This is a genomic window from Pseudomonas sp., from assembly GCF_035512415.1.
Lineage (GTDB): Bacteria > Pseudomonadota > Gammaproteobacteria > Pseudomonadales > Pseudomonadaceae > Aquipseudomonas.
This window is the reverse complement of the sequence record NZ_DATKDZ010000009.1, coordinates 346,907-365,548: the sequence shown is the minus strand read 5'-3', so window position 1 is coordinate 365,548 and position 18,642 is coordinate 346,907. Positions and strand designations below refer to the sequence as shown.

General features: G+C 64.4%; 14 protein-coding genes. 7 read left to right on the top strand and 7 right to left on the bottom strand.

Going from position 1 to position 18,642, the window contains the following annotated elements; all coding sequences use genetic code 11:
• From VMP31_RS05180 to fhuF, 5 genes are all read left to right on the top strand, one after another.
• The coding region (locus VMP31_RS05180; protein ID WP_325504749.1) for a condensation domain-containing protein at positions 1–3,021 on the top strand (3,021 nt) is incomplete at its 5' end.
• A 119-nt stretch (positions 3,022–3,140) separates the two neighbouring features.
• Positions 3,141–5,387, top strand: a complete 2,247-nt coding sequence (locus VMP31_RS05175; RefSeq protein WP_325504747.1) for a TonB-dependent siderophore receptor — start codon at positions 3,141–3,143, stop codon at positions 5,385–5,387.
• Positions 5,377–6,393, top strand: coding sequence for a GNAT family N-acetyltransferase (locus VMP31_RS05170; RefSeq protein WP_325504745.1), 1,017 nt, complete (start codon positions 5,377–5,379; stop codon positions 6,391–6,393). The genes VMP31_RS05175 and VMP31_RS05170 overlap by 11 nt, the downstream gene beginning before the upstream one ends.
• Positions 6,394–6,555: 162 nt before the next feature.
• Complete coding sequence (locus VMP31_RS05165; RefSeq protein WP_325504743.1) at positions 6,556–7,866, top strand: lysine N(6)-hydroxylase/L-ornithine N(5)-oxygenase family protein; 1,311 nt, start codon at positions 6,556–6,558, stop codon at positions 7,864–7,866.
• 13 nt (positions 7,867–7,879) lie between these two features.
• Positions 7,880–8,626, top strand: coding sequence for a siderophore-iron reductase FhuF (fhuF, locus tag VMP31_RS05160; protein ID WP_325504741.1), 747 nt, complete (start codon positions 7,880–7,882; stop codon positions 8,624–8,626).
• A 593-nt stretch (positions 8,627–9,219) separates the two neighbouring features.
• Here the strand turns inward: fhuF and fhuB are convergent.
• The 7 genes from fhuB to minC all read right to left on the bottom strand — a co-directional run bounded on the left by fhuB (position 9,220) and on the right by minC (position 15,827).
• Positions 9,220–11,229 carry a Fe(3+)-hydroxamate ABC transporter permease FhuB gene (gene fhuB / locus VMP31_RS05155; RefSeq protein ID WP_325504739.1) on the bottom strand — a complete coding sequence of 670 codons (2,010 nt, stop codon included), beginning with the start codon at positions 11,227–11,229 and terminating at the stop codon, positions 9,220–9,222.
• A complete protein-coding gene (locus VMP31_RS05150; protein WP_325504737.1) occupies positions 11,222–12,082 on the bottom strand; it encodes an ABC transporter substrate-binding protein in 861 nt (286 codons plus the stop codon). The genes fhuB and VMP31_RS05150 overlap by 8 nt, the downstream gene beginning before the upstream one ends.
• On the bottom strand, positions 12,082–12,843 hold the full coding sequence (locus tag VMP31_RS05145; RefSeq protein ID WP_325504735.1) for an ATP-binding cassette domain-containing protein: 762 nt from the start codon (positions 12,841–12,843) through the stop codon (positions 12,082–12,084). Before VMP31_RS05145 ends, VMP31_RS05150 begins: the two co-directional genes overlap by 1 nt.
• 276 nt (positions 12,844–13,119) lie before the next feature.
• On the bottom strand, positions 13,120–13,755 hold the full coding sequence (locus VMP31_RS05140) for an RluA family pseudouridine synthase (protein ID WP_325504733.1): 636 nt from the start codon (positions 13,753–13,755) through the stop codon (positions 13,120–13,122).
• Positions 13,756–13,942: 187 nt separating this feature from the next.
• Positions 13,943–14,197 (bottom strand): cell division topological specificity factor MinE, encoded by a 255-nt coding sequence (gene minE, locus VMP31_RS05135; protein ID WP_025165363.1) that lies wholly within the window; start codon positions 14,195–14,197, stop codon positions 13,943–13,945.
• A complete protein-coding gene (gene minD / locus VMP31_RS05130) occupies positions 14,194–15,009 on the bottom strand; it encodes a septum site-determining protein MinD (protein WP_275963283.1) in 816 nt (271 codons plus the stop codon). Before minD ends, minE begins: the two co-directional genes overlap by 4 nt.
• A 92-nt stretch (positions 15,010–15,101) precedes the next feature.
• Positions 15,102–15,827, bottom strand: a complete 726-nt coding sequence (gene minC, locus VMP31_RS05125) for a septum site-determining protein MinC (RefSeq protein ID WP_325504730.1) — start codon at positions 15,825–15,827, stop codon at positions 15,102–15,104.
• A gap of 164 nt (positions 15,828–15,991) precedes the next feature.
• Between minC and VMP31_RS05120 the strand changes: the two genes are divergently transcribed.
• Both VMP31_RS05120 and VMP31_RS05115 read left to right on the top strand, forming a co-directional pair.
• Entirely contained in the window at positions 15,992–16,918 is a 927-nt protein-coding gene (locus VMP31_RS05120; protein WP_325504728.1) for a lipid A biosynthesis lauroyl acyltransferase, read from the top strand.
• 325 nt (positions 16,919–17,243) lie between these two features.
• Positions 17,244–18,443 (top strand): patatin-like phospholipase family protein, encoded by a 1,200-nt coding sequence (locus VMP31_RS05115; RefSeq protein ID WP_325504726.1) that lies wholly within the window; start codon positions 17,244–17,246, stop codon positions 18,441–18,443.
• The last annotated feature ends 199 nt before the right edge of the window (positions 18,444–18,642 follow it).

Here is an 18,642-nt window from a genome sequence, read left to right as displayed (position 1 = left end):
GGCTACGGCCCGACCGAAACCGTGGTCACCCCGCTGATCTGGGAAGCCTTTGCCGGCGACCAACTGGAGGCGGCCTACGCACCTATCGGCACCCCAGTTGGCCCGCGCACATGCTACGTACTAGATAACGAACTTAACCTGCTGCCGATTGGTGTTGCGGGCGAGCTGTATATAGGTGGCGAAGTAGGCCTGGCCCGCGGTTATCACCAGCGCCCGGATCTGACTGCCGAGCGCTTTTTGCCTGATCCCTTCGGCGAGCCGGGCGAGCGGATGTACCGCACCGGCGATCTGGTGCGCTGGCGTGAAGACGGTGCCCTGGATTATCTGGGCCGGGTCGACCATCAGGTAAAGATCCGCGGTTTCCGTATCGAGCTGGGCGAAATCGAAAGCCAGTTGCTAGCCCTGCCGCAAGTCGCCGAAGCGGCGGTGGTGGCGCGCGATACGCCGAGCGGCAAGCAGATGGTCGGCTATCTCGTTGGCCGCGGCGAGCTGGACCTGAATGAAATCAAACAGCAGCTGGCGGCCCAGCTGCCGGACTATATGCTGCCGGTGCAGCTGATGCAGCTGGCCAGCCTGCCGCTGACCCCGGCGCGCAAGCTGGATCGCGCCGCGCTGCCCGAACCGCAATGGCAGAGCGCCGACTACCAGGCACCGCACAGCGACAACGAACGCACTCTCGCGGCGATCTGGCAGCAGGTGCTGGGCGTGGAGCGGGTAGGGCGCACGGATCACTTCTTCGAGCTGGGCGGCGATTCCATCGTGGCATTGCAGGTGGTTAGCCGGGCGCGCCAGCAGGGCCTGGCGCTGGCCCCGCGGGATCTGTTCCAGCAACAAACCCTGGCCGAGTTGGCAGCCGTTGCGCGGCCGGCGACTGAGTCGACCCAGGCCCAGGGGCCGGTCAGCGGCGAGTTGCCGCTGACGCCGATCCAGGCGCATTTCTTCGCCATGGGCCAGGCCGAGCCGGCGCACTGGAACCAGTCGCTGTACCTCGAGGTGCAGCGCCCACTCGACCCTGCGCTGCTGGAGCAGACATTGCAGGCGCTGGTGCTGCATCACGACGCCTTGCGTCTGCGCTTTGCCGAGGGCCGCCAGTGCTATGCCGCCCACGATGCCTTGACCACGCCGTTATTGCTCAGCTGTGAGGTTGGCTGCGACGCTGAGGTCGAGATGCTGTGCAACGAAGTGCAGCGCAGCCTCGATCTGGCCGCTGGCCCGCTGCTGCGCGCGCTTTATCTGCGCCAGGCCGGCCAGGCGGATCGGCTATTGCTGGTGATCCATCACCTGGCCGTGGACGGTGTGTCCTGGCGCGTGCTGCTGGAGGACTTGCCGCGTACCTACGAGCGCCTCGCCGCTGGTCAGCCCCCGGCACTGCCGGCCAAGAGCTGTTCCTACAAGGACTGGGCCGAGCATCTGCAGGTTTGGGCGCGCAGCGAGCAGGCCGCCGCCGAACTGGATGAGTGGTGCACGCGGCTGTCCGGCCACGACCGGCCGCTACCCCAGGATCTGCCGGCGGCCATGGCGACCTTTGGCGCAAAGCGCGAGGTGCGCATCGGCCTGGATCGCGCCAGCAGCAAGCGTTTACTGACCCAGGTGCCGAGCGCTCTGGGCGTGCGGATCAACGATCTGTTGCTGACTGCCCTGACCCGCGCGCTCTGCGCCTGGAGCGGGCAGGGCGCGCTGCGGGTCAATCTGGAAGGGCATGGCCGCGAGCCGCTGGCCGCCGGTATCGACCCGAGCCGCACCCTGGGCTGGTTTACCAGCCTCTACCCGTTGCGCCTGCCCCATGTCGGCGACCTGCGCGAGCAGCTGCACAGCGTGCAGACGCAGTTGCAGCACGTCGCCAATGGCGGCGTCGGTTATGGCGCGCTGCGCTGGCTCGGCGAGTCGGCTGCACAAGCCGCGTTGGCCGCCCTGCCGCAGGCGCAGGTGACCTTTAACTACCTCGGCCAATATGCCGGCGGTGAAGCCACCGGCTGGTTCCGTCCGCTGGCGGGCGGTGGCGCGCAACAGGCGGCCGCCAACCCCCTGGGCACATTGCTCACGGTCAATGGCCAGGTGTTCGACGGCGAACTGAGCCTGGCCTGGGAGTACGCCCCCAGCCAGTTGCACGAAAGCACCGTGCAGGCGCTGGCCGAGGCCTATCGCGCCGAGTTGCTGGCGCTGCTTGATCTGGCTGGGACAGCAGCGGGATCAGGCCCAGTGCCGCTGCTGCAACTGTCGCGACAGACTCCGCCTGCGCCGCCGTTGTTCTGCCCGCATCCGGTCACCGGCCGGGTGACTGGTTACCAGCCGCTGACGGCCAAGCTGGAAGGCCAGCGCGCGGTGTTCGGTTTGCAGTGCCGCAGCTTTGTCGACCCCGAATGGCGCGACGCGAGCCTGGCCGAGATGGCTGACACCTACCTGGCTGCCTTACTGCGCCAGCAGCCCGAGGGGCCTTATCACCTGTTGGGCTGGTCCCTGGGCGGCAGCCTGGCGCTGGAACTGGCTGCGCGTCTGGAGGCTCGCGGCCAGACCGTGGCCTTTCTCGGCCTGGTGGATTGCTATGTGCCTGGCACGGAAATTCCCGAGGACGACAGCCGCCATCCCCAGGCCCGTGCACGCCTCGGCGAGCATCTGCGCTTGTTGGTGCCGGAGCTATCGGCTGGCGCGCTGGACGATCTGCTGGCGCGGCTCGAACCGCTGCCGCCGCTGGATTGGCCACAAGCCTGCAAGCAGTGGTTGCTGGGGCAGGGGCTCGATGCCGTGGCCAGCCAGAGTCTGCAGGAGCTGCTGTTCGCCTGGTCGGTCGAACAGCAGATGCGCCGCCTGTGCGCTGGCTACCAATTGCCGAGGGTCAAGGTCCGCCCGCACTGCTGGTGGGCGAGCCGGCCCGAAGGACGCGCCGCACTGCTGGAGCAGGGCCTGGAACAGGCCCTCGGCCGCGCGGCCAGCCATAGCCTGATCGACGCCGACCACCTGGGCATCGTGCGCTCGCCGCAGACCCTGGAGCAGGTAAGTCGCTACCTGGCGGCGCTGAGCTGAGGGCCTAGGAAAAATAAATCGACAAATCGCTAAATTTTTTCCGCCGGCATTCGTCTTAGTGGTGGAAGTCTGAGTTAATGAGAATAATTCTGATTAGTATTTTATCTGGGGAGTGTTTGATGCAGCGCTTAGCGAAGTACCGGTTGTCGAAGTGTTCAGCTGTGGTGCCGTTCAACAAGGCGCACCTGCCGTTGGCCATGGGCTATGCCCTGGCATTGCTGGCCAGCCCGCTGCAGGCGGCGGATGAGCCCGTCGAACTGGAGAGCATGCGCATCACTGGCGAGCTGGACAGCCCGGTCGGCGAAGACCAGGGCTATGTGGCGAAGAACAGCCGCAGCGCGACCAAGATCAACACTCCCCTCAACGAAACCCCGCGCTCGGTTTCGGTGGTCACCCAGGAGCAGATGGACGACCGCAACGTGCAGACCGTCAGCGATGCGCTGCGTTATGTGCCGGGCGTTCAGGCGGGCTTCTATGGCGAGGACAACAAGCAGGACTGGTTTATCATTCGCGGCTTCAAGCAGGCCAACAACGGCTTGTTTATGGACGGCTCGCGTATCTACTCCAGCGCTTTCTATAGCTGGCAGATCGACCCCTTTATGCTCGAACGTATCGAGGTGCTCAAGGGCGCGTCCTCGGTGCTCTACGGCCAGACCCCGCCGGGCGGCCTGATCAATCTGCAGAGCAAGCGCCCGAGCGCCGAGCATAAGAATGAAATTGGCGTTCAATACGGCAGCTATGACCGCAAGCAGCTGAGCCTGGATGTGGGCGGCAAGCTCGACGAGCAGGGCGACCTGCTCTATCGCGTGGTGGCGCTGAGCCGCGACACCGGCACCCAGGTCGACGACGTGGACGCCGAACGCCTGCTGCTGGCTCCGTCGCTGACCATGAACTTCGATGCCGACACCTCCCTGACTCTGCTGGCCAGTTTCCAGAAGGACAACTCGGACCCACAGCTGCAGTTTCTCCCGGCCAGCGGCACCATCGCCTCCAACCCGAATGGCAAGATCGATACCGATACCGCGGTCGGCGACCCCGGCTACGAGAAGTTCAACCGCACCCAGTACACCCTGGGCTACGAATTCAACCATCGCCTCAGCGATGCCTGGGATTTCCAGCAGAACCTGCGCTACGGCCATATGGATCTGGAACTGCGTCAGCTCTACAGCCTTGGCTACGTCAACGACTCCTTCCCCGGCCTCGACCCGAGCCAGAGCCTGATCGCCCGTGGCCTGACCTACCGCGACGGCCAGGCGGACAACGTTTCGGTGGACAACCGCCTGCTCGGCAACTGGATCGGCAATGGCTGGGAGAACAGTCTGCTGCTCGGCGTCGACTACCAGCAGTTGAAGATCGACGACCGCAGCCCGGCCAGCGACGCCAGCTTCCCCAGCGTGCCGCTGCTGGATATCTACAACCCCAAGAGTTCCGCCACTGTGACCTTGCCCCTCGTCGGCAGCATTACCCCGACCTACGGCCAGTCGATCAATCCCGGCGCATTGCAGGGCAAACAGACCCGCGCCGATCAGATCGGCTTTTACTTCCAGGAGCAGCTCAAGCTCGATGACCGCTGGGTCTTCCTGCTGGGTGGGCGTTACGACAAGTCGCGTACTGATTTCGACAATGACAGCACCGGTGTCGGCTTTAATGTCCGCGACGAAGACTTCACCTGGAGCACCGGTGTTGCCTACATCTTCGACAACGGCCTGACGCCCTATGCCAGCTATTCCGAATTCTTCCTGCCGGTTACCGACCTGAATACCAGCACTGGCGAGCCGTTCGAGCCGGAGCAGGGCGAGCAGAAAGAGTTGGGCTTGAAGTATCAGCCGCCAGGGTTCGACGGCTCGTTCAACGTTGCACTGTTTGAGCTGACCCAGGAAAACGTCCGCAAAACCCTGACCGGAGGGATTCAGACCCAGCTGGGCGAAGTGCGCAGCCGCGGCATCGAACTGGAGGCCCAGGCCAACGTTACCGAGAGCCTGAGCCTGGTGGCCAGCTATACCAAGCTTGACCCGGAGACCACCAAAACCACCCGCGCGGCGGAGAAAGGCAAGACCCCGGCCAACGTCGCCGACGAGATGGCCTCGATCTGGGCGCGTTACCGGGTTCGTGGCGGTGTGCTCGATGGCCTGGCCTTCGGCGCAGGGGCCCGGCATACCAGCTCCAGCTATGGGGATAACACCGAAACCCTGGAAGTGCCGTCCTACACCATTCTCGATGGCATGGTCAGTTACGACTGGGACAACTTCCGGGTTCAGCTCAATGCCAACAACCTGACCGACAAGGAATACATCACCGCCTGCGACTACTACTGCTGGTACGGCAACCGTCGCAATGTGATCGCCAGTGCCAGCTATGCCTGGTAAGCAGCTACGCAGCCTGCCGTTGCCCGATGGGCAGCGGCTGAGCCTCGCCGACGATGGTGATTGCCTGGCCCTGCGTCTGGATGAGCAGCCGCTGCTGCGCGCCCGCCGCCTGCAGCACGGCACTGGGCAAGCGCTGCAGCCCGTGGAGTTGCCCCTGCAGGCCCAGGCCGCAGCCCTCGAGCTGTTGGCGTACGCCTGCTTCGCAGGCGATGCCGCCTGCCAGGCCGTGGCGCTGAGGCTCGACGAAGTCGACCCGGCGCTGCTGGCGCGCGGCTTGTTGGTTAAGGGGGACGCAGAAGGTCTGTGGCTGATCGAGCGCAGCATGTTCTGGCAACTGTCGGGGCGCTTTTTGCGTGCGCCGGCCAGCGCTGGTTATCCGCAGAGCCTGGTCATGCACCCGAGCGGGCGGCGTCATCCACGGCGCGCGCCGAAGCCGGTCGGCGAGGTCTATCGACGCTTCGATGCCCGCCTCGGCGCTTGGATTACCCTGCGCAGCCTGGATATCGAGGGCGATCTGCCGCGCTTCAACCGCTGGCAGAACCACCCGCGGGTGGCGGCGTTCTGGCAGGAAGAAGGCGACCTTGAACAGCACCGCGCTTACCTGTCCGGCTTGGCGGCCGATCCGCGAGTACTGACCCTGGTCGGGGCCTTCGACGAGCGGCCTTTCGCCTATTACGAAGCCTACTGGGCCAAGGAGGACCGCATCGCACCCTTCTATCCAGCCGAGGATTACGACCGCGGCATCCATATGCTGGTTGGCGAGGATGCCCACCGCGGCCCGCACAAGGTCGCCGCCTGGCTAGGTGCCCTGGTGCACTACCTGTTTCTCGACGAGCCGCGCACTCAGCGCATCGTCTGTGAGCCGCGCGCTGACAACGCGCGGATGATCCAGCACCTGCAGGCGCTGGGTTTCGCCAAACACAAGGAGTTCGATTTTCCGCATAAACGCGCCGCATTAATGGTGCTGGAGCGAGAAGCTTTTTTTGCGAGCTGCCCGCTTTGTTGAGCCGAGGCGCGCCGCAATAACACGAGCCGCGCTTAACGCGGCCACTGATGAGGTTTACAGACCGTTGAAGAACATAGCGAGCGCAGTAGTTTTGCAACGGCCTGTCAGGCGGGACGCACGGCGTCCTATTACCAGCCATAGACCACAGAATCGGTGCCAGACATGAGTATTGAAACACTGGAATACGACGTAATCGGCCTGGGCTTCGGCCCGGCCAACCTGGCCATTGCCGTAGCCCTGGAAGAAGATCGACGGGTGCGCGAAGGCGGCCTGCGTTACTGCTTCCTGGAAAAGAAACCGGCCTTCGAATGGCATGGCGGCATGCTGCTGGAGGACAGCCGCATGCAGATCTCCTTCCTCAAGGACCTGGCGACCCTGCGCAACCCGGCCAGTCGCTTTACCTTTATCAATTACCTGCACCAGAAGCGCCGCCTGGAGCCCTTTATCAATATCGGCAGCTTCAACCCCTCGCGCGTCGAGTACAACGACTACCTGGGCTGGGCCGCCGGTCATTTCGCCGAGCGCGTGCATTACGGCGAGGAAGTGATCGCCGTCGAGGCCATCGAGGAGCAGGGCGAAGTGCAGCGTCTGCGGGTGATTTCCCGCTATGCCGACGGTCGCACCCGCGCGCGGGTGACTCGTAACCTGGTGGTCGGCATCGGCGGCCTGCCGTCGATCCCCGAGGCGTTTCGCCCATTGCGCGACGAGCCGCGGGTGATCCATTCCTCGCAGTATCGGGAGCGTATCGATGCCCTGGGTGGCGAGCGCGAGCAGCCCCAGCGCCTGGCGGTGATCGGTTCCGGGCAGAGCGCGGCGGAGATCTTCAGCGACCTTACCGGGCGCTTCCCGCAGGCCGAGGTTTCCCTGATCATGCGCAGCCAGGCCTTGCGCCCGGCGGACGACAGCCCCTTCGTCAACGAGATTTTCGACCCCTCGTACACCGACCTGATCTACCAGCAACCCCATGCCGTGCGCCAGGAGCTGATCCGCGCCCACGCCCATACCAACTATTCGGTGGTCAACCTGGACCTGATCGAGCGCATTTACCAGGGCTTGTACCAGCAGTCCATCACCGGGCGCAGCACTCAGCGGCTGCTGGCCAACCGGCAGATCCATGGGGTCGAGGCCGTCGCCGAAGGTATTCGTCTGAGCCTCAGTGATAGCCACAACGGGCACAACGAGGTGCGCGAGTTCGACGGCGTGGTGCTCGCTACCGGTTACCGCCGCGACGGCCACCAGCGCCTGCTCGAAGGGCTCAGCCACTACCTGGCTGCCGCTGAAGTGGAACGCAGCTATCGTTTGCCGACCCAGGCCGGGTTCCTCCCCAATATCTACCTGCAAGGCTGCTGCGAGGCCAGCCATGGCCTGAGCGATACCCTGTTGTCGGTGCTTTCGGTACGCTCCCAGGAAGTGGTCGACGCGTTGCTGGAGCAGGGCCGCCGACCGCGTACCCCTGCCAGCGCCTGCGCATGACGAGAGACTGAAGTTGATCCCAGCCATTGCTCCGCTGTTTCAGGGCCAGTTCGCCCACTATCGCGACGTGCTGACCCTGACCGACGATCCCCGCCCGGCTGTGCCGGCGCGGGACTTCGTCGAGCCGCAACGGTTGGAGGAATGGCTGCTGCGTTTCGGCCCCGAGCATGCCGATGGCGACCGCCGCGCGCTGCTGTCGCTCTGGTCGAAGTACTACTTTCTGCGCCTGATACCGCCGGTGTTGGCGGCGGGCCTGATTCTCAACTGGCGGCTGCCGCTGGATTTCGATGCGATCGAGGTGGTGGTGGGGGTCGATGGCTTGCCCGAAGCCTTCAAGCTACCCGGCGAGGGCGAGCGCTGGAACAATCCGCCAAACGATGGTTTCGAGCGGTTTTCCGGCCTGCTGGACGACAACCTCGCGCCCTTTATCTCCGCCCTCAACCGCTACCGCAAGGTGGCACCGCGGGTGCTGTGGAGCAACGCCGGCAACTATGTCGAATGGTTTATGAGCACCCTGGGCCGCCTGCCGTTTCCCGCCGCGACTTTGGCCCATGGCCATGCGCTGCTGCAAACCCGACTACGCCCGGACGGCTCGCGCAACCCACTGTTCGAGCCGGTGCGCTATATCGAACAGGGCCAAGGCCAGACGCCGTGGCGGCAGCGGCGCACCTGCTGCATCCGCAACCAGCTGGCCATGGACATGTGCGACAACTGCCCCCACCTCGACTGCCCACCGGCGGAAGGTGCTGTGCTGGATTGAGGCCAGCTGGGGTCTGCGCTACGGGAACTGCGTAGGGTGGATCGGGGCGTGTAGCTGACGCTTCACCCATCCACCAACTGCAATGGTGGATGAAAAAGGCTTCATCCACCCTACGACTGCAGGCCCGCTCTGGTAGCCCGGATGCAATCCGGGGAGCGTTTTTACCCGCACAACCTTTCCCCGGATTGCATCCGGGCTACGAAGCTGCATCGGCGTAGGGCGGACATGCCGAAGGCTTGTCCGCCGCCCGGCCGCCAGCGGTGGACAAGGCTTCGCCATGTCCACCCTACCAACGCGCGCTTAACACTTATGCAGACACAACATAAAGTAGGCACCGCCCACCAGTGGATGACGCTTCACCCATCCACCAACTGCGCTGGTGGATGAAAAGAGCGTCATCCACCCTACGACTGCAGGCCCGCTCTGGTAGCCCGGATGCAATCCGGGGAGCGATTTTGCCCGCACAACCTTTCCCGGATTGCATCCGAGCTACGAAGCTGCATCGGCGTAGGGCGGACATGCCGAAGGCTTGTCCGCCGTCCGGTCGCCAGCGGTGGACAAGGCTTCGCCATGTCCACCCTACCAACGCGCGCTTAACGCTTACGCAGGCACAACATAAAGTAGGCTCCGCCCACCAGCGAGGCGAGCAGGCCGGCGGGGAGCTGGATGGGGAACAGCAGATTGCGCCCCAGCCAGTCGGCCAGCACCATCACGGTCGCCCCCAGCAGCGCCGCGCCCAGCAGTTGCGGCAGGGCGCGGGTCAGGCCGAGCAGGCGCGCCAGGTGCGGGGCGAGCAGGCCGATAAAGCTCAGCGGACCGACGATCAGGGTCGCGCCGGCGGTCAGCAGCGCCGCCAGCAGCAGCAGGTAGAAACGGCTCTTGCCCAGGTGTACGCCCAGGGCCTTGGCGCTGCTGTCGCCCAGAGGCAGCAGTTCCAGCCAGCGTGCGCAGGGCAGGGCCGCCAATAGCAACAGTGCGGCGCATAGCAGCACGCTGAAGGCCGTTTGTGCTGTGACAAAGTAGGTCGAGCCGGACAGCCAGCTCAGCAGGTTCTGCCCGCGCGGGTCGCCGCCGGCGAGGATGATCACCTGCAGCGCATCGAAGAACGCGCTGATGGCGATGCCGATCAGCAGCACCCGCTCCGGGGCGAAGCCACTGCGTCGGCTCATGCCCAGCAGCAACAGCAAGGTCAGCAGTGCGCCAAGGCCGCCGAGGGCGAGCTGCGCCGGCAGCCCGGAGTAGGGCAGTAGAAACAGCACGGCGATCAGCCCCAGCGCGGCACCGGCGCTGATGCCCAGTACTTCCGGGCTGGCCATGGGGTTGCCGGTCAGGCGCTGGATCAGCGTGCCGGCAATCGCCAGCATCAAACCGGCCGCCGCGGCTGCCGTCACCCGCGGCAAGCGCCAGTCGAGCAATTGCAGATCGCTGAGCTGCCATTGCCAGCCTTCGAGCCCCTTGCCGATGGCCAGTGCCAGCAACAGGCTGGCGACCAGCACCGCTCCCAGTTGCAGCAGGCGCAGCGTCGGGCGCGGATAACGCAGGGTCGCCGCGGCGCTTTCGCCCTGGGGTTGGCCGCCGCTCAGTTTCAACCGCGGCAGCAGCCAGAGCAGCAGCGGCGCGCCGAGCAGGGCGGTGGCGGCACCGGTGGGGATCAGCTCGGCCAGGCTGCCGGCCAGGTACTGGATGCCCAGGTCGGTGACGCACAGCAGCAGCGCCCCCAGGGTCGGTGCCCAGATCAGTCGCGCGCGCAGCGTGCGCGCGCCGAGCAGCCTTACCAGAGCCGGGGCTGCCAGGCCGATAAAGCCGATCACCCCGACCACGCTGACCACGCAGGCGCTGAGGAATACCGCCAGGGTCAGGCTGGAAAAACGCAGAAACTGAATCGGCACGCCGAGGCTTTTCGCGCCATTGTCGTCGAGCTCGAGCAGGCCCAGGGGGCGCAGCAAGGGCAGCAGTAGCAGCAGGCCGAGGCCCAGGCGCGGCAGCAGGAAGTCCACGCCGTTCCAGCTGTTCTGGCTCAGTGAGCCCGAGCCCCAGATAAATACCGCGTTCATGTCCTGTTGCTGGATCAGCATCAGGCTGGTGTTCAGCGCGCTCAGGTACAGACTGACTACCAATCCGGCGAGGATCAGGGTCAAGGGTGCCAGGCCGCGCTTCCAGGCCAGGCTGAACACCAGCAGCGCGGCGGCAGCGCCACCGGCCATGGCTACCCACTCCCGGCCGATCAGCAGCAGGCCGGGTGCCCACAGGGTGGCGACCACCAGGGCCAGTTGCGCGCCGCTGGCCACGCCCAGAGTGGTGGGCGAGGCCAAGGGGTTGCGCAGCACCTGCTGCATCACCGTACCGGCCAGGGCCAGAGTTGCACCGCAGAGCGCGGCCATGCACAGGCGCGGCAGCCAGCTGTAATGCAGCACCAGTTGGCGGATATCGCCTTCGTCCGGTTGCCAGAGCGCCTGCAGCCAGAGGGTGCCTGGCAGGCGCAGGGTCAGGTCGTTGATGACCAGCGCCGCTACGCCGAGCAGGAGCAGGGCGCACAGCCAGAAGGGGCTGGCATTGAAGCCCCAGCGTGCGCTGAGCGGCAGGCGGGCCACGGATTCAGTCATGACCATATTCCTCGCTCAGGCGTTGTTCGAGCAGGCCGGCGAAGCGCTCGGCGGCCAGCAACCCGTTGAAACTCCACACCGGCGGCAGGCCATACACGCGCTGCTCGCGCACCATGGGCAGGCGCTGCCACAGGGCGCTGTCGGCCAGGCCTTGTTCGGTGCCGGGCGGCAGCGGTTCGAGATAGATCAGCGCGGCGGTCGGTTGTTCGCTCAGGCGCTCGATCCCTGCCTGGGTAAAGCCCCAGTAGTTGGTCGGACCCTGCCAGGCGTTGCGCAGGCCGACGCGATCCAGCACGCCCTGGTACAGGCTCTGCTTGCCGAACAGGCGCACATGCCGGGCGTCGAGAAAGGTGGCGATATACAACGCTGGCACTGGGTACTGGCTCAGGCGCTGGCGTACCTGCTGCAGCCTGGCGTCGATCCGCTCAATCAGGGCTTCGCCTTCGGCCTCGCGCTCAAGCAGGGTGGCCAGCTCGCGGGTGACCTGTTGCGCGCCGACATAGCCTTCCGCTTCGCGGGTGTAGATGGCCAGGGACTGCACCGGGGCGATGCGTTCGAGCTGCGCGCGGCTGGCCGCGAACTGCGGGGTGATCAGAATCAGGTCGGGCTTGAGCTGGCTGAGCAACTCCAGATTGGGTTCGATTCGCAGACCCAGATCGACCACATCATCCGGTAACGCGGGCGTGCCGACCCAGCGCCGATAGCCTTCGGTCTGCGCCACGGCGATGGGGGTGACGCCCAGGCCCAGCAGGGTTTCGGCGATGCCCCAGTCGATCACCGCGATACGTTGCGGCGGCGCAGCCTGGGCCGCGAGGCAGATCAGCAGCAGGCAGAGCGCAAGCCAGGCGCGCATCAGTTCACCACGGCGATGGGTTGGCCGGCATGCTGCAGCACATTCATGGGGATGCCATAGATGGCTTCCAGGGTGCTGTCGGTCATCAGCTCTTGCGGCGTGCCCTGGGTCAGCAGGCGGCCGCTGTGCAGGGCGATCAGGCGGTCGCAATAACGACTGGCCATATTGATGTCGTGCAACACCACCACCACGCCCAGATCCAGGCGCTGGCTAAGGTCGCGCACCAGAGCAAGAACCTCCACCTGATGGGCGATATCGAGGGCCGAGGTCGGTTCGTCGAGCAGCAGGTAGCGGCTGTCCTGGGCCAGCAGCATGGCCAACCAGACGCGCTGTCGCTCGCCGCCGGACAGGCTGTCGACCAGGCGCTCGGCGAAGCGCTCGGTATCCGTCAGCGCCAGGGTCTGGGCGACCTTTTCATGATCCTTCTGGCTAAAGCGGCCGAGCAGGCCATGCCAGGGGTAACGACCGAAGCCGACCAGTTCACGCACCGTCAGGCTAGAAGCCGCCGGCAATTGTTGCGGCAGGTAGGCCACTTCACGGGCAAAGGCGCGTTCCTGCCAGTCGGCAAGCGGTTTGCCGTCCAGACTCAGGCTGCCATTGCTCGGTGCCTGTTGGCGGGCCAGCAGTTTCAGCAGGGTGGATTTGCCGGAACCGTTATGCCCGATCAGGCCGACCATCTGGCCGTGGGCAATGCTCAGGCTGAGCGGGTGCAGCAGGGTTCGATCGGACAAACTGAAGCTGACGCTCTGCAGGTCGAACATACAAGGCTCCAAAAACGCTCCTGCGACGGCGGGCAGGAAAACGCGAACCTTAATTCATAATGCTAATGCTTATCAATTGTTATGCTGTACGAGCCGAGGGAGTGCGCGTTTCTGTAGGGTGAACATGGCGAAGCCTTGTCCACCGCTGGCGGCCTGATGGCGGACAAGTCTTCGGCATCTCCGCCCTACGAGCATGTAGCCCGGATGAAATCCGGAGGAAAGGTTGTGCGTCCGGTAGCGATCCCGGATTGCATCCGGGCTACCAGGCGCAGTGAATCAGAACGGTGCTGGGCACTCGAAGCGCATACGCTCGCCGGTTTGCGGGTGGGTCAGGCTGAGCATGCTGGCGTGCAGGCACAGGCGCGGCCAGGCGGCCAGGGCTTGTTCGTGGGCATACAGGCCGTCACCGAGCAGCGGGTGGCCGATGGACAGCATATGCACGCGCAGCTGGTGCGAACGGCCGGTGATCGGCGTCAGCTCGATGCGGCAATAATCGCCACAGCGTTCCAGCACTTTCCAGTAGGTCAGGGCGTGTTTGCCCAGCTCATGGTCGACCACATGGCGCGGCTTGGTGGGTGGGTCGTAGCGCAGCGGCAGGTCGATGCTGCCGCTGTCCAGCTCGGGCTGGCCCCAGCACAGGGCGGTGTAGGCCTTCTCGGTTTCGCGGTCGTGGAACTGCCGCGACAGCTCGCGGTGGCTGTCGGTGTCGCGGGCCAGGACGATAATTCCCGAGGTTTCCCAGTCCAGGCGATGGACGATGCGCGCTTCCGGGTAGCCGTTTTCCTGCAGGCGGGTGACCAGGCAATCGCGGTTGTCCTCGGCGCGGCCAGGCACCGAAAGCAGCAGGGTGGGCTTGTTGATCACCAGCAGGGCAGCGTCCTGGTGGAGAATTTCTACTTGGCTGAGGGGCATGGGCTTCTTGAATGCGCGTCGGTCTGCTGGTGTAGGAGCGGGCTTGCCCGCGATGGCTTCTGTTGCGTTAAAAGCTTCGCGGACAAGGCTCGGCGCCCCCGCCGCTCCTACAGGTTCTGTGTAGGGCTTAAATAAAATGGCGGCCCTTAAGGCCGCCATTTATTCAGGTTTCGCCTGCGGATACGAATTAACGATCCGGCAGGGTGATGTTGAGTTCCAGAATGGAACAGCTGCCCTGGTTTTCCAGTGCAACCTGTACTTGATCCGAGTCGATATTGACGTACTTGCGGATCACCTCGACCAGCTCTTGCTGCAGGGCCGGCAGGTAGTCCGGCTGGCTGCGCTGGCCGCGCTCGTGGGCGACGATGATTTGCAGACGCTCTTTCGCAATGGACGCGGTGGTTTCTTTCTTGCGCTCACGAAAGAAGTCAAAAATGTTCATTCACGACCTCCAAACAGGCGTTGCATGAATCCCTTCTTCTGCACATCGAGGAATCGATGGGCAACTTCCTTGCCGAGCAGGCGGTCAACGGCGTCGCTGTAGGCCTGGCCTGCGTCGCTTTGATCGTCGAGGATCACCGGCACGCCCTGGTTCGAGGCCTTGAGTACGGCTTGCGACTCAGGAATCACGCCGAGCAGGCGGATGGCGAGGATTTCCTCGACGTCTTCCACACCGAGCATTTCGCCTTTGATCACGCGCTCAGGGTTGTAGCGGGTCAGCAGCAGGTGTTCCTTGATCGGCTCTTCGCCTTTCTCGGCGCGGCGCGATTTGCTCGCCAGCAGGCCGAGCATACGGTCCGAGTCACGTACCGAGGAGACTTCCGGGTTGGTCACGACAATCGCTTCATCGGCGAAGTACATGGCCAGGTGTGCGCCCTTTTCGATACCGGCCGGCGAATCGCAGACCACGTATTCGAAGGTTTCGCGCAGCTCATTAATGATTTTCTCGACGCCTTCCTGAGTCAGGGCGTCTTTGTCACGGGTCTGGCTGGCGGCCAGCACGTAGAGATTTTCCAGGCGCTTGTCTTTGATCAGCGCTTGCGAGAGGGTCGCTTCGCCGTTGACCACGTTGACGAAGTCGTACACCACGCGGCGTTCGCAGCCCATGATCAGGTCGAGGTTGCGCAGACCGACGTCGAAATCGACGATAACTGTCTTGTGCCCGCGTAGGGCGAGGCCGGTACCGATGGCGGCGCTGGTGGTGGTTTTACCGACGCCACCTTTGCCGGATGTAACTACGAGGATCTTGGCCAAGGTGATTCACCCCAAAATATAGAGAAAACGCAGGTTCCGTGGCCTATTTCAGGCTTCCGGCTGCCCTGTTTGAAAAGTGGCCGCAGTATCCGTTAAAGGCGGGTGATGTTCAACACGTCACCCGACAGGCTGACATGCACCGCCTCGCCCCAGAGTGGGTCGCGGCGCAGGTCTTCGGCGACCTTGTACTGGCCGGCGATGGACAGCAGTTCTGCGCCCATCTGTTGGCAGAAAATCCGTGCCTTGGTGTTGCCTTTGATGCCTGCGAGGGCGCGGCCGCGCATGGGCGCGTAAACATGGATGTTGCCATCGGCGAGAAGTTCCGCGCCGGCGCTGACCGGGGCCAGGACGATCAGGTCGCCGCCCTGGGCATACACCTGCTGACCGCCACGCACCGGGCTGGTGATGATTTTGCTCGGCTTGAACTCGGGTTCGGCAGGTTTTTCCGGCTTCGGCGGGGCCAAATCGATGGGCCGCTCGCGTGCACCTGAAGGCGGCAGAACCGGCATGTCCAGCGCTTCGGCGGCAGCGATATCGGCCTCACGGTTGGCGCGCACTGCCAGGGTGCGCAGGCCATGTTTGCGACATACGGCCATCAGGGCGGCGAGGTCGAGGCTGCCTTCGCCTTCCGGCAGCTTGTCCAGGGCCAGTACCAGCGGGGTATTGCTAAAAAAAGCGGGAGCCTGGGCGACTTTTTCGCTCAGCTGTTGGTCGAGGCGCTCGAGGTCGTTGTACGCCAGTTCCATCACCGTGATGGCCAGCATGCTGCCCTTGAGTTGGAATACGGGGTCTTGCGCGAGGAGATCAGCTTGGCTCATGGTCTGCCTGATGCGGCCTTATAGCGGCTTTATAAAAGTAGCCCGGACTTATAGCGAGAACGCCGCTCACTCGCAAGTTGAGGCGCAGGCAATCCGCCGCTCGGGCCAGTGCTCGGCAAACTCCTGATAGAATGCCGCGCTTTGTTGGGGCATTGGGCCTGTTTATGGAACGTCCGGTTTTTCATGCTGCGTTTTTGCATCCGCGTTTCTGGCTGTTATGGCTGGGGCTGGGCATGCTGTGGCTGATCGCCCAGCTGCCTTATAAGGCGCTGCTGTGGCTGGGGCGCGGCCTGGGGGCGCTGATGTATCGCCTGGCCAGCTCGCGGCGCAAGATTGCCGCGCGCAACCTGCAGCTGTGTTTCCCGCAGATGCCTGCGGCCGAACGCAAGGCCCTGCTCAAGGAAAACTTCGCCTCCACCGGCATTACCTTCTTCGAGATGGCCATCGCCTGGTGGTGGCCCGCCGCGCGTCTGGCGCGCCTGGGCACCATCGAAGGGCTGGAGCATTTGCGTCAGGCCGAGGCCGATGGCCAGGGCGTGATCCTGATGGCGCTGCATTTCACCACCCTGGAGATGGGCGGCGGCCTGCTTGGCCTGGAACAGGACATGTATGGCATGTACAGGCCGCACAAGAACCCATTGTTCGACTATATCCAGCGCCGTGGCCGCGAGCAGCGCCTGCTCGGGGTGATTGGTCGTGATGATGTGCGCGGCATGCTCAAGCTGCTGCGCGCCGGCGGGGTGGTCTGGTATGCGCCGGATCAGGATTACGGCGCGCAGCGCAGCGTGTTTGTGCCGCTGTTTGGCGTACCGGCGGCCACCGTCACCGCCACCAGCAAGTTCGCCCGCATGGGCCGGGCCCGGGTGATTCCCTTTACCCAGCAACGCCTGCCCGGTGGCCAGGGCTATCGCCTGACCATTCACCCGCCGTTGGCCGACTTCCCCGGCGAGAGTGAGGAGGCCGACTGCGTGCGGGTCAATCAGTGGATCGAGCAGGCGATCACCGCCTGCCCCGAGCAGTATCTGTGGGCGCACCGGCGCTTCAAGACTCGGCCGGAAGGTGAGCCGAAGCTATATAAAAAGAAGCGCTAAGAACCTGCCTTGGATCTGCTGCGCGTCGGCGATACGGCGTTAAAAATGGCCTCGGCAAGCCGCTTGCGGCTAACGCGCTTCAGCGCGACCCGAAGGGCGAGTGGAACGAGTAATGCTCATTTACAGCCCGTAAACTCCGCTTCCTCGGCCATTTTTGCCTTGTCTCGCTCTAGCTCGCGAGATCCGAAAACAGGTTCGATGTTTCTGACTTGTCCCGCCATCCTATTGGCGGGTTGTCGTGTTGAAGTTGGTTTTCTTGGCACCTGATGGTTCCGTGTGCGCCTGACGGGCTCCTATACTGGCTAAAAAACAGTGGAAGTAGTCTATGTCGCACACTGCTCCAACCAGTCAGCCGGTTACCGGGCTGATTCTTTCCGGTGGCGGCGCGCGTGCGGCTTATCAGGTGGGGGTGCTGGCGGCCATTGCCGACCTGCTGCCCAATGCGGCGCACAATCCCTTTCCGGTGATCGTCGGCACTTCGGCTGGAGCCATCAATGCGGTGGGCTTGGCCTGCGGGTCGCTGCACTTTACCGAGGCGGTGCGCCGCCTGACTGCTGTCTGGCAGGGCTTTCATACTCATCAGGTGTACCGCAGCGACTGGCCGGGGGTGTTGCGCCAGGCCAGTCGTTTTATCGGCCATAGCCTGCTCGGGTTGGGGGGCGAGATTCCGGTGGCGTTGCTCGACAGCTCGCCGCTGGCCGAACTGCTGCGCCGTGAGCTGGATTTCAGCGGGATTGCCGCTGCCGTGCGCCAGCGTCAGCTGCGCGCGGTGGCGGTAACCGCCTTCGGTTATGAGACCGGTCAGGCGGTTACCTTCTACCAGGGGCGCGCCACTATCGATCCCTGGTTCCGCCATCGCCGGGTCGGCGTGCCAACCCGGCTGGGCGTGGAGCACCTGCTAGCCAGTGCTTCGATCCCGCTGATCTTCCCGCCGGTGAGGATCAACCGCGAATACTTCGGCGATGGTGCGGTGCGCCAGCCAGCCCCGATCAGCCCGGCGCTGCACCTGGGGGCGACCCGGGTGCTGGTGGTGGGGGTCAGCGGCAATCCGGCGGCGAATGCCAGTGGCGACGTACCGCGGCCGCAACATGTGCGCCCTCCGAGCCTGGCGCAGATCGGCGGACATATGCTCAACAGCACCTTTATCGACAGCCTGGAAAGCGATATCGAGTTGCTTGAGCGCCTCAACCAGATGAGCCGGCTGATTCCCCCCGAGCTGCATCCCCGCGGCCTGGGCCTCAAGCCTGTGGACGTGCTGGTGATTGCGCCGAGCCGGCCGCTGGATGTGATCGCCGCGCGCCATCGCCACGAGCTGCCCAGGGCCCTGCGCCTGTTTCTGCGCGGGCCGGGGGCAACCAAGGCCAGTGGCGCGGGGGTGCTCAGCTACCTGCTGTTCGAGCCAGGCTACTGCAACGAACTGATCGAACTGGGTTACCAGGATGCGATGGCGCAGCAGAGCGAACTGGTCGAGTTCCTTTGCCTCAGCAGTCCACCGGTGCCGACCGTGGTGCCGGTACCCGCCTGAAAAAGCCATTGCGTGTTGTGAGGCGATAGGTCGTAGGTTGGCGTTGAGCGCAGCGAAGCCCAACAGGCAGTGGTATGTCGTGTTGGGCTTCGTCGCGCTGCTCCTCAACCCAACCTACCCGCTGAAAAATGGCCGGGAGTCATTTTTAACGTCGCGTAGCGACGGCCCGAAGGGGGCCCGCCATGGATGGCAGGCCATA

Coding starts and splice junctions, on each gene's coding strand:
- VMP31_RS05165 (WP_325504743.1), top strand. CDS start 6,556: ATGAGTATTGAAACACTGGAATACGACGTAATCGGCCTGGGCTTCGGC.
- VMP31_RS05170 (WP_325504745.1), top strand. CDS start 5,377: ATGCCTGGTAAGCAGCTACGCAGCCTGCCGTTGCCCGATGGGCAGCGG.
- VMP31_RS05115 (WP_325504726.1), top strand. CDS start 17,244: ATGTCGCACACTGCTCCAACCAGTCAGCCGGTTACCGGGCTGATTCTT.
- VMP31_RS05150 (WP_325504737.1), bottom strand. CDS start 12,082: ATGCGCGCCTGGCTTGCGCTCTGCCTGCTGCTGATCTGCCTCGCGGCC.
- VMP31_RS05145 (WP_325504735.1), bottom strand. CDS start 12,843: ATGTTCGACCTGCAGAGCGTCAGCTTCAGTTTGTCCGATCGAACCCTG.
- VMP31_RS05175 (WP_325504747.1), top strand. CDS start 3,141: ATGCAGCGCTTAGCGAAGTACCGGTTGTCGAAGTGTTCAGCTGTGGTG.
- minC (WP_325504730.1), bottom strand. CDS start 15,827: ATGAGCCAAGCTGATCTCCTCGCGCAAGACCCCGTATTCCAACTCAAG.
- VMP31_RS05140 (WP_325504733.1), bottom strand. CDS start 13,755: ATGCCCCTCAGCCAAGTAGAAATTCTCCACCAGGACGCTGCCCTGCTG.
- minE (WP_025165363.1), bottom strand. CDS start 14,197: ATGAACATTTTTGACTTCTTTCGTGAGCGCAAGAAAGAAACCACCGCG.
- fhuB (WP_325504739.1), bottom strand. CDS start 11,229: ATGACTGAATCCGTGGCCCGCCTGCCGCTCAGCGCACGCTGGGGCTTC.
- VMP31_RS05120 (WP_325504728.1), top strand. CDS start 15,992: ATGGAACGTCCGGTTTTTCATGCTGCGTTTTTGCATCCGCGTTTCTGG.